Genomic DNA, 15095 nt, shown 5'->3' on the forward strand with positions numbered 1-15095 from the left:
CATTCCGAACAGAGCAGTTAAGCCCAACAGCGCCGATGGTACTGCGGTAAAACGTGGGAGAGTAGGTCGGTGCCGATCTTTATTCGAACCCCTTGAACCTTGTTCAAGGGGTTCTTTTGTTTAAGGCCCAGCTAAACCCGATAGCAGTGGAAAGCACGCAAGCCTTTTCGGCTGAGGACTTGGAACGAATAGCGGGACGGAAGTAAGGAAAATGGTGTAAATTACTGTTTTCATACTTATATTTTTAATATTCTGCCGTATTAATTCTGAAATACGACTTCTATTTAAGAAAACTAATTCATATATTTGCAACCCTTTAAAGGGATAAAATTTAATTAAAACAACATTCATGAAGAATTACGAAACAGTAATCGTTCTGACCCCGTTGTTATCAGAAGAAGCTTCGAAAGAAGTTCTTGCGAAATTCAAGAAGATCTTGACTGATAACGGAGCCGAGATTGTCCATGAGGATAATTGGGGTTTGAGAAAGCTGGCTTATCCAATCCAGAAAAAAACTACAGGTTACTACCAAGTAACTGAGTTTAAGGCTTCAGGCGAATTAATTAACAAATTAGAAGTTGAGTACAAACGTGATGAGCGTGTAATGCGTTTCTTAACAATCGCTCTTGACAAGCACGCAGCTGCTTACAATGAACGTAAACGCACTGGTACTTTGGCTCCTAAAGCAGCTAAATCTAAAAAACAGGAGGACGCAGCATAATGGCTAAAGATAACATTTCATACGTTACCCCTCCAAAGGTTGAGGATAACCGTAAAAAGTATTGCCGTTTTAAGAAAAATGGTATCCGTTACATCGATTACAAAGATGCTAACTTCCTTTTGAAGTTCGTAAATGAGCAAGGTAAGGTTTTACCTCGTCGTTTAACTGGTACTTCATTGAAATTTCAACGCAAAGTAGCACAGGCTATTAAACGTGCCCGTCATATTGCTGTTTTGCCTTACGTAACTGATGGTTTAAAATAAGGAGACATAAAAGATGGAAATTATTTTAAAACAAGATGTTAAGAAATTAGGTGAGAAAGACGATATTTTAAACGTTAAGCCTGGTTTTGCCCGTAACTACTTGATTCCTCAAGGTTTTGCGGTAATAGCGAACGACTCTAACCGTAAGATTCTTGCTGAAAACTTACGTCAGGTTCAGTTCAAACAAGATAAATTGAAAAAAGATGCTGAAGTAATTGCAGCTGCTTTAGAAGGTGTTACTTTATCAATCGGTGCTAAGGCTGGTGAGTCAGGTAAAATTTTCGGTGCAGTTAATCCATTGCAAATTGCTGAAGCGATTAAAAAAATCGGACACGAAGTTGACCGTCGTAAAATCACTTTTGAAACAGATGTTAAATTCATCGGTTCTTACGTTGCAAATGTGAATTTACACAAAGAGGTTAAAGTTCAAGTGCCTTTCGAAGTTGTTGCTGAATAATTTCGAATTATAGATTTAATGAAAAATGCCTTCGAGTAATCGAAGGCATTTTTCATTTTATACATTTTAGAAAACCTTTGCCTATTTTATTATTTTAGAGTTCAGCTTAACAACCTTATGTTATAGTTGACAAAATTCTTTAATGACAAAAATATCCAATCCTTCGCCGTTTCGAGAATTTATTAGAAAGGAGTTTTTGAGCCCGGATATTAGCAGGGCTTTGATGGTCATGTTGGGGGTTATAGTTCCAGTGATTTATTTTCAATTGGCAGGTCGAATTGAATTAGCAGTTTTTGGCTCTCTAACCGGACAACTTGTATCATCTTCTAAAATTCGTGGTACTTATCCCCAACGTGCCTTTATATTAATAATGGGGGTAACCTTAATTGCAGCAGCTGCTTTTTTAGGAACAATTGCGGGGGGTAATCTTATCACAGCTGTTTTGTTTATGGGAATAATAGCTGGTTTGGGTGGGATTTCCAGAGGATTAGGAGAACATGGTCAAAGTTTAGGAATATGTGCCGCTTTATTGTTTCTATTTTCATTGCATGGCCCAAATACTACTGAATTGGGACTGGAAAGGGTTCAGGCTGTATTTATTGGTGGAGCATGGGCATCTATGTTGCATTTAATCTTGTGGCCATTCAGGCCTGATTTACCTTACCTTATAGCTTTAGCGAAACCCTGGGAGTTAGGTAGTGATTTTGTTGCTAAAATGGCAGATGTCGATCATTTTAATCGAGATAAGATTGAGTCTGAAGTAACTCAAATTGAAGCTAATCTTAGAGATGCAATTAATAAAGTATTGCCATTTTTGGGTAAAAGTGATAAAAATCCTGTTTCAATTAGGAGAGAAATTTTAAAGATAGCGCGATCAGCGTCTAGATTTGGTGTCACGGCTCGTGCTATTCACAATGACCTGGAAAAGTTAATGAGAAATCCTAAATATGATTTCTTAATTCCTTCAATTCAAAATGCTGCAAGAGCCCTAAGCATTGCAGCCGGATCTATTTCAGATAGAATACTGTCCGGTAGCAAGGAGGATGAGAATATAACTCACTTGCGAATTAAAGGAGCAGAAACCTTAATGAATTTTATCACTAAACGCATTAGTCAAAGTGATTTAAAGACTTCAGAGCGCATAGAATTACAAGGTATCATAAATTTGATGAAATCGTCAATTAACTATCATTATGATGCTCTTAAACTTATGGTGCGTTTAGAAGATAAGCGTAAAATAATTAAAGATACGGGGACGGGGCTGATTAATCCAATTTATGCTTTAAAGCGTCAATGGCATAATACCCGAAAAGAGCTTCATTTTGCTTCCCAATTGTTGCGCCACGGATTGCGATTATTGCTTGTTGCCGTTATAGGGATTGCTCTTTATAAAGGTTTTGAAATTCCGCGAGGTTATTGGATTGTATTAACAGTAATTATAGTGTTGCAGCCTGATTTTGGGACAACTCGTGTACGCTCTTGGCAAAGGGTTTCAGGTACATTGATTGGTGCCATTTTTGGAACTTTAATGCTAGCCTTGCCATTCAATTTTGGCATGCTTGATATTATAATTGCGATAAGTGTATTCTTATTCAGTTTCTATCAATCAAGGAATTATGGAATTTCAGTTGTTTTTGTAACCATCCAATTAGTTGCAACACTTGAAATGTCGGAACATAGCATTGATTGGCATGTGGCAGCACATCGATTAATTGCCACATTAATAGGAACTATTTTGTCAATTTCCGCCGCTTATTTATTATGGCCAAGTTGGGAGCATATTAGATTTAGAGCTCGAATTGTGAAGGTTTTAAGGGCCAACAAGCGTTATCTATTACAAATAGAGCATGAACTGAAGGAAAAGCAAGGTTTACACATGCGGGTAATTGGTGACAGAAGAAAGGCTGAAGTTGAAACGATTAATGCGCTGGATGCCATTAAACGTATAGAAAAAGAACCTGGTAAAAAGGAGATTAATATAGCAATAGCAAATTTACTAGCTTTTCATAATTCAAAGCTTACCAAAGAACTCAACGCTTTCACTGCCGTACTTCCTAGAGTAATCAATAATTTCGATTTTCCGGAAGCGGAGGCTTTTATGATCGAATCATCGATAATATTGGAAGAAATGGCCATTGCTATTGAAACAGATGCTCGTGTAAGCATAAAGCCCAATCTAGATTTATACTTAAAAAAAATAGAAGAGCATATTTTAAGCCTTAGGGAACAAAGTAATAAATGTGTTGAAAACCAAAGGATGCTTTTAGAGGAGCAATTAATTAACGCCATGTTAATCCGTTCCATAATTGATCGTATTGCCGCTGAAATAATTGCTATGTGTTATTTATCAGGTGATTTGTTCGATTACAGCTCAGGTCTGAATTCGCATTAAATCTTTGCATTTGATTTCACTTTTATCTGATTTGTCAGTTTTACTCAAGAGGTTTTTTATTTTTGCACCATGTTTTCAAAAATAGCCGGATTTTTAGGCAAATCATTTCTTTGGTTTTTCACAATTAGTATTCTTTGGGTAATCATTTATCGATTCATACCTGTTCCCATTACTTTATTGCAAATGGAAAGATGTTTTGAGCAAAAAATGGCCGGTAAAGAAATGAAATTGGATAAAGACTGGGTTGCCTTTGATAAAATATCTGAGAATTTACCCCGAGCGGTTATTGCATCAGAAGACCAGCTGTTTATGGAGCACATGGGGTTTGATTGGGATGCGATGAAGAAGGCCTATGTATATAATGCTAAGAAAAAGGGTAAAAAGATAAAGGGTGGTAGTACAATCAGTCAGCAGGTAGCTAAAAATGTATTTTTATGGTCAGGAAGATCATATATAAGAAAGGGAATGGAAGCATATTTTACTTTTTTAATTGAGATTTTTTGGAGCAAAAAAAGAATTATGGAGGTTTACTTGAATGTTATTGAGATGGGTGATGGAATCTATGGGACTGAGGCGGCAGCGCAAGCTTATTATAAAAAGCCTGCTGCAGATCTGAACAAAAAAGAAGCAGCCTCAATAGCTGCAATTCTGCCAAGTCCATTACATTGGTCGGCTACCAAACCCAATGCTCTGGTACGTAAAAAAATAAAACGCATTATGCGTTTTATGCGCATTTTAGATCCAATTGAATTTGATAATTAAAACTATAAGCTATAAAGTTGTTTAAATAACTTATTTAAAATGTTAATTAAACATCATTCAATTGAATAAAAAAGTTTACACAGTTGTATATTTAATTATACAAATTGTTTTTTTTAATAATTAAGGAGTTAAATGCAATCTTAGTTTGTAATTGATTGTTTTTAAATGATTTGGCTGATTTATTTTTAAAAAATATAAATTTTAGGTTCTGATATTGTTATAGGCTCTGTCTAATAATTAACATCGAACTGAAATTTACATTCATGAAAATAATCGCCCTCAACTTATTCTTATCCCTAAGTTTATTTTTAACAAACTCAGCTAAAGCTCAATTAGGCTTTGCTGTAGCAACCGATGCTAATGGTTCACAACTTACCTATGGGTTAGTGTTTGGCTATAATACATCATCAAAGGCAAAAATGCAAGCAATGGTTGAATTACGTTTAAAAGGATATGATAAAGTATTTGGGGCAACGGGAGCCGAATATGGTCATGGTCTTAAAACAGGTTTTTATGTGCTGATAAAATCAAGCTTTATTTCTGAGAATGGTAAAGCAATGAATTGTTACGGATTGGGGGCAAGTGCCAAAACCTTTGACGAAGCCGAATTCAGGGCTCAACGAAATATGTTCACCTATTCAAAATGGGATGAAGAAGCATATACAGTTCTTATCAGTAAAGAATATTAAATTCTCATACAAGCTGAATCTTAATTATTTACAACAAGATTGCCAAAAACTTGCTGGTGCCAACTGTTTTTGAAAGGTGTTTCCCAATTTTTTTCAAGTTCTGCTTTAGTTGAAACAAGGTTGTTAAATACAATAGTATCAGCTGTTATTGTTCCTTCAATAATTAATTGTTCAAAATCATCTCTTTCCACTGATTTTACCGTTTCTCCTTCTTTGAAAGCTATATGAAATCTGTCGAAAAGATTGATTTTTAATGATTGCTCCATCTGCTTCATAAAATTTACAGATTTATCAATTGAACAACCACTGGCGTTATGTGCGCGTTCGTCAACTATTAAAATAATAAATCGATTATATCGAACCTCAAACTTGGCCTTGAGTGAGTTACTATGAGCTGTCCAGTCGGAGGTGAATGCCAATAATTGGATATTTAGCCAATTCATCTCATCGCTTGTTAATTCACGATTTGACTGATAAATCCATACTCTTGAGTTGTTATCGAAATTATCCATGATTCAAAAATAGAAATTATGATGTTTTAATTTGTATTTATTATTAAAACGAAAAGAGCCACAATAGGTGTGGCTCTTTTACGAAATTATTAAAGTTCTATAAATCATTTGCTCTTGCAGCAAGTTCAGCAATATCAAGTACTTCAACCTCTGCTTCTTTTTCAAAGTGTTTTACTCCATCGCGTAGCATGGTCATACAGAACGGACACGCTGCTGCAATTACACTAGGTTTTAATTCTAATGCTTCTTCTACTCGTTCAATATTAATGTCTTTATTGCCTTTTTCAGGTTCTTTAAACATTTGAGCTCCCCCTGCGCCGCAGCATAAGCCATTGGTTTTGCAACGTTTCATTTCAACCAATTCGGCATCCAATATTTCAAACACCGAACGTGGAGCTTCGTACACACCGTTTGCTCTTCCTAAATAGCAAGGATCATGGAAGGTTATCTTCTTACCTTTAAAACTTTCACCACCGGTCACTTTAAGCTTACCCTCATCAATTAATTGTTGAAGGAGTTGTGAGTGATGGATGACATCGTAATTGCCGCCAAGGTTTGGATATTCGTTTTTAAGCGTATTGAAACAATGAGGACAAGCTGTAACTATTTTTTTAATATTATAAGCATTTAGTACCTCAATGTTAGTTATTGCCATCATCTGAAACAAAAACTCATTGCCGGCACGTTTAGCAGGATCTCCTGTGCAGCTTTCTTCGGTTCCTAATACGGCATAACTTATCCCTACATGCTGTAATATACTACATACCGCACGCGTAATTTTTTGTGCACGTTCATCAAAGCTGCCGGCACATCCCACCCAAAATAACACCTCCGGCTCTTGACCTTCAGCAGCCATTTCGGCCATAGTTTTTATATTTAATTCCATTTTTTTTCGATTCTTGTTTACTTAGCAGTTGTGTTCTTTCATTCATTCTCTCAATCATTTTTCGCCCAATTAAAGCGATCAGCAGGAGCATATTTCCAAGGAGCCTGGTTGTTTTCTACATTTGAGAACATGTTATTTACACTTGCTGGTGCATTTGATTCTTCCATAACCAAATAACGCCTTAGCTCCACAATAATAGCTAATGGGTCAATGTTGACCGGGCAAGCCTGTGTGCATGCGTTACAAGTGGTACAGGCCCATAATTCTTCATTGGTAATATAATCTCCTAATAATGCTTTTCCGTCGCTGTAATCAGGTCCATGGGTGTCAATGTTACGTCCAACTTCTTCCAAACGATCGCGTGTGTCCATCATTATTTTACGTGGAGAAAGCAGTTTACCTGTTATGTTTGCCGGGCAGCTGGATGTGCAACGCCCACATTCGGTACAAGTGTAGGCATTCATCAGATTTACCCAGTTCAGATCGGTAACATCTTTAGCTCCAAATTTGCCAGCAGGAGCATCAGCGGGCGGCGTAAATGAAGGATCAAGCATTGCTTTTACCTCATTTGTAACCGAAGACATGTTATTGAATTCACCTTTGTTTTTTAGGTTAGAATACCAGGTGTTAGGAAATGCCAATAAAATATGGAAGTGCTTTGAATAGGGTATATAGTTAAGGAAAATAAAAATACCCACAATGTGAAACCACCAGCAGAAACGCTCAGTATATACCAATGCAGCTTCATTATGCGGTAGTGTGTCAGCAATAAAGGAACTAACCGGAAATGCCCCCGCTTTTATGTAATGGCCTATGCCCATACCCTGTAATTTATAATCAGCAGCACTCATGGTAAGAAACGCTATCATCAGAAGGATTTCAGCGATTAGAATATAGTTTGCATCACTGCGCGGCCATTCAGTCATTTCTATCCCTGAGAAACGTTTTAGCTTTAACACATTTCGGCGAATGAGGAAAATAATACATGCTAATAATACACCCAATGCAAGGAACTCAAACGAACCAATAAGAACGTTATAGAAACCACCCAAAAATGAAAATATTCGATGAGTACCAAAAACGCCATCGATAACAATTTCCATTACCTCAAGATTAATAATTACAAACCCCAGGTAAATAAGAATATGTAAGAATCCGGCTACAGGCCTGGCCGTCATTTTCGATTGGCCAAGTGCCACCATTGCCATTGTTTTCCAGCGTTCAGCAGGGTTGTCACTTCTGTCGAGTGGTTTGCCCAGCCTAATATTTCGCCTGATCTTCTTTACATTTTTGGAAAACAACCCAATCGCTGCTCCGGCAATTAGTACAAAAAGGATCTGTCCGATCATAAATAAATATAGGTTTTTGATTAGTTGAGCGCTAAAATAGAAATAAAATAGATATACCAATTTTTGATTTGGTATACTTTCTATATTGGAATTAATTTAAATAAGCATATTATTAAACTTGCTCTCCAATCTTTAAATTATTCTCAATGAAATTAATAAAATTTTATTGAGAATTTACAGTTAGATTCATCAGTTAATAATTTGAAAAAAAACAAGTTTTTAAGTTGGTTAAAAGTTTAATAGCCTAGCTGTCAGTTTAAAATCATATTAGTTGTAAAAACTTTTTTGTTTTGTGTAAAGTGTTTCTATATTTGCAATCCCAAATCGGAGGGGTGATATAGCTCAGCTGGTAGAGCAATGGACTGAAAATCCATGTGTCGCTGGTTCGAACCCGGCTATCACCACAAAGTTGTTTAAGTTTAGCAACTCAAAATAAATAAGCTTAAAGGAGGTGATATAGCTCAGCTGGTAGAGCAATGGACTGAAAATCCATGTGTCGCTGGTTCGAACCCGGCTATCACCACATAAAATCAAAGCCAGTTCTATTGAACTGGCTTTTTTATTTTCCCCTCCAAAGCATTACCTTGAGTTTATGAAAAGACTTGTAATACTATCTACACTTTTTATAGTGCTATGCTCAATGAATAGTTTTAAAACCAAGCGAATTTTGTTTTTTGGAGATTCTATTACAGAGTTAGGAGTACAACCAGGCGGATTTATTTCGAAAATACAAGAAGCATTATTGACTCAAGGGTTAAGTAAGAAGTACGAATTAATAGGCTCAGGTATAAGCGGAAATAAGGTTTATGATTTGTATTTACGATTAGAAAATGATGTTTTAGCTAAACAACCTGATGTAGTGATTATTTGGGTAGGTGTTAACGATGTGTGGCACAAGCAAATGTTTGGAACAGGAACCGATCCCGGAAAATTTCAGGTTTTTTACCAGGTTCTCATCGATAAAATAAAGGATAAAGGAGCAGAAGTGGTGTTATGTACTCCGGCCGTAATTGGAGAAAAAACAGATTTTTCAAATCCGCAGGATGGCGATTTAAATCAATATGCCAAGCTTATCAGAGAACTAGCGCATAAAAATAATTGTGAAATTTGTGATTTTAGATCTCTGTTTCTGGAGTATAATAAAGTGAACAACACATCTAATGCTGAATGGGGTATTCTAACAAAAGATCGCGTACATCTGAATAATACGGGGAATGAACTTGTTGCAAAAGAATTAATGAAGGTTTTACAATTATAAAATCGCTATGTTTAGCTACTCAATTTCGGAGAGTGAAGAATATGAAACGAGAGAAACCACCTACCATTAAGGAAATAGCTAAAAAACTTAAGATTTCAACTTCCACTGTTTCCAGGGCATTGCATAATCACCCAAGTATTGGATATATAACCACTCTTAGGGTTCATAAAATGGCTGAGGAGTTAAATTATCAACCCAATCAAACAGCTATTTCTTTTAAGCAGAGAAAAACATATACCATTGGTGTTTTATTGCCAAATCTTTCTGAAGCTTTTTTCTCTACCGCAATTAGTGGAATCGAAGAGTTTGCCGAACAACAGAAATATAATGTATTAATGGGGCAATCGTTGGATGATCCGGAGCGTGAGAAAAGAGTGCTAGAAACGATGAAGACACATCGGGTAGATGGTATGATCGTATCTATAAGCAAGAACACGGATAATTACGATCATTTTGATCAGCTTAAAAAAGTTAATATTCCTATTGTTTTCTTTGATCGAATTCCTGAAAAAAATGATATCCATTATACCGCTTGCAATCTGGAATTAGGTCTGATTAATGCAATGGTCATGCTGGTTAAACGCGGGCACACAAAAATTGCCTTAATAAATGGGCCTGAAAAATTATTGGCCAGTAACCAGCGGTTAGAAGCGTATAAAAAAGGACTCGATGAAAATAATATTGAAGTAGATAAACGATTTATCGTATCATCTGATCTTTCAAAGGAGGGGAATCAAAAAGCAATGAAAAAATTGCTTGCATTAAAGTCAAGGCCAACAGCTGTTATCACTTTTAATGATTACCTGGCATTAGACGCTATGGCTGTAGCGAAAGAAAATCAGTTAGTTATTAATGAGGATATCAGTTTTGTAAGCTTTGCTAATTTGCCAATTTGGGCTTATATGGATAGTAGGCCATTGGCCTCTATTGAACAATTTCCATTCAAGCAGGGAGAAAAAGCAGCAGAGATTTTGTTTTCAATATTGAAAGAAAGCTCTAATGAAGAGTCAATAGAGCTTTCCGAATATCAGCAAGTAATTTTTGATTCAGAATTAGTTACACATGGGTAGTGTATTAATTTGTAGGTAAGCTGTTAAAATCAATTTCGGGTTGTTTTCCATCTTTTTGATTGCAGGTAAAGTATTGATCCAATGGAATATAATTGCTGAAAAAACCGCAGTTTTTTAAGTAAAACGTAGAATTGCTATTACTTAAACCTCCTGCATAATCCTTGCGGTATTCTTTTCTGGCAGTTGCGTCTCCAGTAAAGCGAGCTTGGGTTATCTGATGCCATTTTCCAGTGGTATCGCACACCCATTGATTGCCATAGTTAGCTTCACGTGTAATGGTACCATTATTAGGATCAAAGTTTTCAAGAAAAGAATGCAATCCTTTTAAATAAGTATGTGTGCTCGGGCGTTTAAAACTGGCGATCAACGTCCATTTTGCTTGATTCGGATCAAAAAAATACGAAGTATAAACGGTGTTATTTTGATCAACAGGTTTCGCTTGGGTTAAAAATTTATAAGTAGTTCCTGCTTGCCAATTATAAACCAAATAGCTTTGCCCTCCGGATCCTTCAGCTCCAAACTCCCCTGATCTAACATTACCCCCCTTGTTTAATAGTTTAATTTTCAGACTATCCGGGATGCTTTTTGGATCATCGGTTTTAAAAGGACTCCAAACCGAAAACAAAATTCTTCTTTCTTTTTCAGAGTTTACCTGAATGCCAAAATAACCTTCTTTAAAGCCATTAGCCATATAATATGAGCCAATGGGATCTTTGCCTTTCGGAACTGTAATTTCGTTATAAAACCATTCAATATTGTTTTTAACCTCCTCAGGGAGCATATAGCTTAAATGGACTGATGGGCCGCGGTGTCCCCAATAGAAATAATTGTCATTGTTGTTTTTTACATAAGCAGTTTCGTCGTCGCTCGTAAGCCCTTCAAGTATAATATCCGAAACCTCAGCAAAAGTATCACCCGTTTTTGAAATGCCTTGCAGGTCAATTTGCTTATATCCGGCTTCTTTAATCTCAATATTTCCGGTATTTAGGGTTTGAAACTCTTTGTTATCGGCCACAATCATGAATGCCGAGTTCAAAGCTGAAACCTTTATTTTGCTTTTACCTTGATTCACTTTTAGTTTGAAGGAAAGCGCAACATTACAAGGTTTTTTGAAATAGATATAGGTATGAATTATGTCATTTGGCGATTTCCAATTTGTAACACCATGCATATTCATCAATGCTTTGATTTCCTTCCCATTTTGAATCCACGAATTTCCACCTAATGGGACAATAATTTGCTTATTTTCAGCGAAAGTAGGGTGGGCTTTTGTTAGGCAAATTGCTAAGCAAAGTAATGCAGAAAAGAATATTTTTCTATTAATTGTCATAAATGAAGTTGAATTTTTGAAAGTGAGAAATAAAAAATAAGGTATTCATTTTTGAATACCTTATTTAAATGTTGATTAAAAACCGCTATCGTCGAGTGCGAATATGTTTTCTCTGTTTTGCCATTTACCGCGCGTAAAGTCTGGGAACTCTTGCGGTTTATTACCTTCAGCAAGTGATTTCTCCGAAAGAGGTGTTATTACGCTCATGGTTACTGAATCGTATACGTCAATTGGTGTTTGTTTTTTCTGTTTTACAGCTTCTACAAATGCATTGAACACGAACCAATCCATGCCCCCATGGCCGGCACCTTCAGCCTTTTCCTCATATTTTTTCCAAAGTGGGTGATCGTATTTTTCGAACCACTCTTTAGATGAATCCCATTGATCATGATTTTTAGATTGATGTTCGATGTAAACCGATTTACTCACATCCATCCAGATTCCTTTTGTTCCCTGGACTCTAAAACCTAATGAATAGGGGCGAGGTAAGTGGGTGTCGTGACTTAGCATTACAGTTTCGCCATTGGCGCAATTAATCATCGTAGTAATAACATCACCATTTTTATAATTGAGTTTTGCTGCAGGATTACCCGGTTCGAGCTCTTCAACATAATTACCTAAACCTTTAGCTTTTGATGCAAATGATACCAAATTGGTAAAACGATTTCCACGATTGATATTTGCATACTGCATTACAGGACCTGCTCCATGCGTCGGGTAGATGTCGCCATTGCGTTCAATGTTGAATTTGGTACGCCACTGAGCTTCACTAATTGCATCAGGGCCATATTTTACACCCTTCCCATAATAATTTTTCCCATCGTTGAATAAAACGTGTCGAAGGTCATGTTGGTAGCCTCCTTCCAAATGAAGGATTTCTCCAAAAACACCTTGGCGCACCATATTCAATGCAGCCAATACATCTCTACGATAGCAAACATTTTCAAGGGTCATATATGGCATACCCGTTTTTTCAGAAGTGTTTACAATATCCCAGTGATCTTGAACTGTAAGTCCGGCTATTACCTCACAACCTACATACTTACCGGCTTTCATCGCATGGATAGCTTGATCCTTATGAAATTGCCAAGGAGTTGCAATAATTACAGCATCTATATCCTTTCGATCTATTAATTTTTTATAGGCATCTACTCCACCAGTATATTCCTGAGGAAGTTTTTTGCCTGCTGCATTGAATAGAGCACGGCAGCCTTTTAATGCCCATTCTTGCGTATCGCACACCGCAACAATTTCTACATCATCACGAAGTAAACCTTCTTGAATATGGTTTTGTCCCCTAGCTCCAACACCAATGTATCCCAACCTTACTTTATCGCCATTTTTTGCAAATAAGATCCCTGAGGGCAGGATGGTGACTCCTGCAGCAACAAGGGCAGTGTTCTTTATAAAATCTCTACGTAACATATAGTTTTTTGTTTTGAGTTTAAGTCTTAGCGAATACGCTTAAAAGCAAACATATTAAAATGTGCTAAAAAAAAAATACGCAAACGTTTGTTTAAAAAAATAAAAATTACGCAAACGTTTGTGTTGTGTTTGTACGCTTGCAGGTTTAAATCAAAGTTGCATATTAGCCTCAAGTTCGTGGGAAGATTTACGTGCTTTTACGCGAAATATGAAATATTGTATTTATAAGGCTCCCTATTTTTTTCGAAGAAGTGGGGAATTGTAATGCACACATTATTAGCAATTAAATCATTTTACTTTTATGATTCAGAGTAGTATAGAGGTATTTAATATTGAAAAGATCATTTTTGAATTTTCTATCCAAGGAAGTATATCATTAATTAAACCTTATGGTTCAGGTCATATCAATGATACTTATTTCCTTAAAAATCAAAATTCTGATTATCCGGATTATCTTTTGCAGCGCATCAATCATCATATCTTTAAAGATGTGCCTGCTTTAATGCAAAATGTTCAACGGGTTATCGATCATCTTCGCTCAAAATTGATTAACGACAAGGAAGTAATGACCATCGTTCCCTTAAAAAGTGGAATGTTATATCATGAAGATGAACAAGGGAATTTTTGGCGGATGTATCATTATCTTCCAAATACCAAAAGCTATGATTTGCTTGAAAATGAACATCAAGCTTACGAGGGCGGGAAAGCCTTTGGCAGATTTCAAGCACTCCTGGCTGACATGGATGCATCATTACTTCAAGAAACCATTCCGAATTTCCACAATATTGAAATGCGTTTAGAGTGTTTTCATCAGTCGTTAACAGAGGATGCTGTGGGAAGAAAAAGTGAAGTTGGTAATGAAATAGCTTACATTGTTGAAAGGGAAGAAGGCATGAAAAAGCTGTTGAATTTAGGAAAAAGAGGTGTGTTGCCACTTCGCATTACGCATAACGATACCAAATTTAATAACGTGCTGCTTGATAGTAATGATAAGGCACAATGCGTAATTGATTTAGATACTGTAATGCCGGGGTATGTAGCTTATGATTTTGGAGATGCAATTCGTACAATTATTAATACCGCTTCAGAGGATGAAAAAGATTTAAACAAGATTCAACTTAATATCAAATTATTTGAAGCTTACACCAAAGGGTATTTTGAGGAGGCTGGTACTATGCTAACCTCTGCTGAAATTGAATCTTTAATAATGGGAGTTTTGCTATTCCCTTATATGCAGGCTGTTCGGTTTTTAACGGATTATATTGATGGAGATACCTATTATAAAATAGCATTTGAAAAGCATAATCTTCAGCGTGCTCGTGCTCAGCTTCAGTTATTGCTAAAAATGGAAGAGCAGGAGGATGCCTTAAATGAGATCATACAGGAGAAGGCTGGCTATTATCTATCCAAATTATAACAGGTTCTGCATCGTGGTTCGTAACTTTCTTTTTCTCCTAGTAAAAACTGCTCTTTACTAGGAATTAATCGAAAGGAGTGTGTAGCGGAGACCCCGCATCGCACACATATGGCCGTTATTTTAGTAATAAACTCAGCTTTGGCCATCAATTGAGGCATCGGTCCAAAGGGTTTAGCCTGGAAATCCATATCTAAACCGGCGGCAATAACCCGAATGCCTTTATTGGCTAGCTGTTCACATACATGAGGTAGTTCATCATCAAAGAATTGAGCTTCGTCGATGCCTACTACCTGCACATTGCTACCCAAAAGTAGGATAGAAGAGGCATTTTCAATAGGACTGGATGGTATAGAATTTAAATCATGTGAAACAATTGCAGTGGCATCATATCGGGTATCGGTGGCTGGTTTAAATATTTCAACCTTCAATTTTGCTATTTGGGCACGACGCAACCGTCGAATTAGTTCTTCCGTTTTTCCTGAAAACATAGGCCCGCAAATTACTTCTATACTGCCTCTCAATAAATTGGGCGTACGTTCAAAATGGTCGTTATACATCAATTAA

At 36.5% G+C, this 15095-nt stretch carries 15 protein-coding genes, 2 tRNA genes and 1 rRNA gene; 12 read left to right on the plus strand and 6 right to left on the minus strand.

What is annotated here, in order from left to right:
* From rrf to FN756_RS08920, 7 genes are all read left to right on the plus strand, one after another.
* Positions 1–78, plus strand: a 5S ribosomal RNA gene (gene rrf / locus FN756_RS14805); the annotation flags it as partial.
* Between the two features lie 271 nt (positions 79–349).
* Complete coding sequence (gene rpsF / locus FN756_RS08895; RefSeq protein WP_142603447.1) at positions 350–721, plus strand: 30S ribosomal protein S6; 372 nt, start codon at positions 350–352, stop codon at positions 719–721.
* Complete coding sequence (rpsR, locus tag FN756_RS08900) at positions 721–984, plus strand: 30S ribosomal protein S18 (RefSeq protein ID WP_142603449.1); 264 nt, start codon at positions 721–723, stop codon at positions 982–984. The genes rpsF and rpsR overlap by 1 nt, the downstream gene beginning before the upstream one ends.
* Positions 985–997: 13 nt before the next feature.
* Positions 998–1441 carry a 50S ribosomal protein L9 gene (rplI, locus tag FN756_RS08905; RefSeq protein WP_142603451.1) on the plus strand — a complete coding sequence of 148 codons (444 nt, stop codon included), beginning with the start codon at positions 998–1000 and terminating at the stop codon, positions 1439–1441.
* A gap of 142 nt (positions 1442–1583) precedes the next feature.
* A complete protein-coding gene (locus FN756_RS08910; protein ID WP_142603453.1) occupies positions 1584–3833 on the plus strand; it encodes an FUSC family protein in 2250 nt (749 codons plus the stop codon).
* 69 nt (positions 3834–3902) lie between these two features.
* On the plus strand, positions 3903–4595 hold the full coding sequence (mtgA, locus tag FN756_RS08915) for a monofunctional biosynthetic peptidoglycan transglycosylase (RefSeq protein WP_142603455.1): 693 nt from the start codon (positions 3903–3905) through the stop codon (positions 4593–4595).
* 263 nt (positions 4596–4858) lie between these two features.
* Entirely contained in the window at positions 4859–5284 is a 426-nt protein-coding gene (locus FN756_RS08920; RefSeq protein WP_142603457.1) for a hypothetical protein, read from the plus strand.
* A 20-nt stretch (positions 5285–5304) separates the two neighbouring features.
* Here FN756_RS08920 and FN756_RS08925 read toward each other — a convergent pair whose 3' ends face one another.
* From FN756_RS08925 to FN756_RS08935, 3 genes are all read right to left on the minus strand, one after another.
* Positions 5305–5796, minus strand: coding sequence for an ABC transporter ATPase (locus FN756_RS08925; protein WP_142603459.1), 492 nt, complete (start codon positions 5794–5796; stop codon positions 5305–5307).
* A 97-nt stretch (positions 5797–5893) separates the two neighbouring features.
* Positions 5894–6682 (minus strand): (Fe-S)-binding protein, encoded by a 789-nt coding sequence (locus tag FN756_RS08930; RefSeq protein ID WP_142603461.1) that lies wholly within the window; start codon positions 6680–6682, stop codon positions 5894–5896.
* 50 nt (positions 6683–6732) lie between these two features.
* Positions 6733–8031, minus strand: a complete 1299-nt coding sequence (locus FN756_RS08935; protein ID WP_142603463.1) for a 4Fe-4S dicluster domain-containing protein — start codon at positions 8029–8031, stop codon at positions 6733–6735.
* Positions 8032–8362: 331 nt separating this feature from the next.
* Here FN756_RS08935 and FN756_RS08940 point away from each other — a divergent pair.
* The 4 genes from FN756_RS08940 to FN756_RS08955 all read left to right on the plus strand — a co-directional run bounded on the left by FN756_RS08940 (position 8363) and on the right by FN756_RS08955 (position 10359).
* Positions 8363–8435: transfer RNA gene (locus tag FN756_RS08940), tRNA-Phe, on the plus strand.
* Between the two features lie 46 nt (positions 8436–8481).
* Positions 8482–8554, plus strand: a tRNA-Phe gene (locus tag FN756_RS08945).
* A 69-nt stretch (positions 8555–8623) separates the two neighbouring features.
* Positions 8624–9289 carry an SGNH/GDSL hydrolase family protein gene (locus FN756_RS08950; protein ID WP_142603465.1) on the plus strand — a complete coding sequence of 222 codons (666 nt, stop codon included), beginning with the start codon at positions 8624–8626 and terminating at the stop codon, positions 9287–9289.
* A 41-nt stretch (positions 9290–9330) separates the two neighbouring features.
* Positions 9331–10359 (plus strand): LacI family DNA-binding transcriptional regulator, encoded by a 1029-nt coding sequence (locus FN756_RS08955; protein ID WP_142603466.1) that lies wholly within the window; start codon positions 9331–9333, stop codon positions 10357–10359.
* Positions 10360–10363: 4 nt separating this feature from the next.
* Here FN756_RS08955 and FN756_RS08960 read toward each other — a convergent pair whose 3' ends face one another.
* Positions 10364–11689, minus strand: coding sequence for a DUF3472 domain-containing protein (locus FN756_RS08960; RefSeq protein ID WP_142603468.1), 1326 nt, complete (start codon positions 11687–11689; stop codon positions 10364–10366).
* 75 nt (positions 11690–11764) lie between these two features.
* Positions 11765–13114 carry a Gfo/Idh/MocA family protein gene (locus FN756_RS08965; protein WP_142603470.1) on the minus strand — a complete coding sequence of 450 codons (1350 nt, stop codon included), beginning with the start codon at positions 13112–13114 and terminating at the stop codon, positions 11765–11767.
* 301 nt (positions 13115–13415) lie between these two features.
* Here FN756_RS08965 and FN756_RS08970 point away from each other — a divergent pair, with 301 nt between their 5' ends.
* Positions 13416–14531: a phosphotransferase enzyme family protein gene (locus tag FN756_RS08970; RefSeq protein ID WP_142603472.1), complete on the plus strand. Its 1116-nt coding sequence runs from the start codon at positions 13416–13418 to the stop codon at positions 14529–14531.
* On the opposite strand, the gene FN756_RS08975 is transcribed toward FN756_RS08970, so the two are convergent.
* On the minus strand, positions 14513–15088 hold the full coding sequence (locus tag FN756_RS08975; protein ID WP_142603474.1) for a thymidine kinase: 576 nt from the start codon (positions 15086–15088) through the stop codon (positions 14513–14515). The two genes, FN756_RS08970 and FN756_RS08975, sit on opposite strands and share 19 nt — an antisense overlap.
* Positions 15089–15095: the final 7 nt, after the last annotated feature.

The organism is Solitalea koreensis (assembly GCF_900182575.1).
Classification (GTDB): Bacteria; Bacteroidota; Bacteroidia; order Sphingobacteriales; family Sphingobacteriaceae; genus Solitalea; species Solitalea koreensis.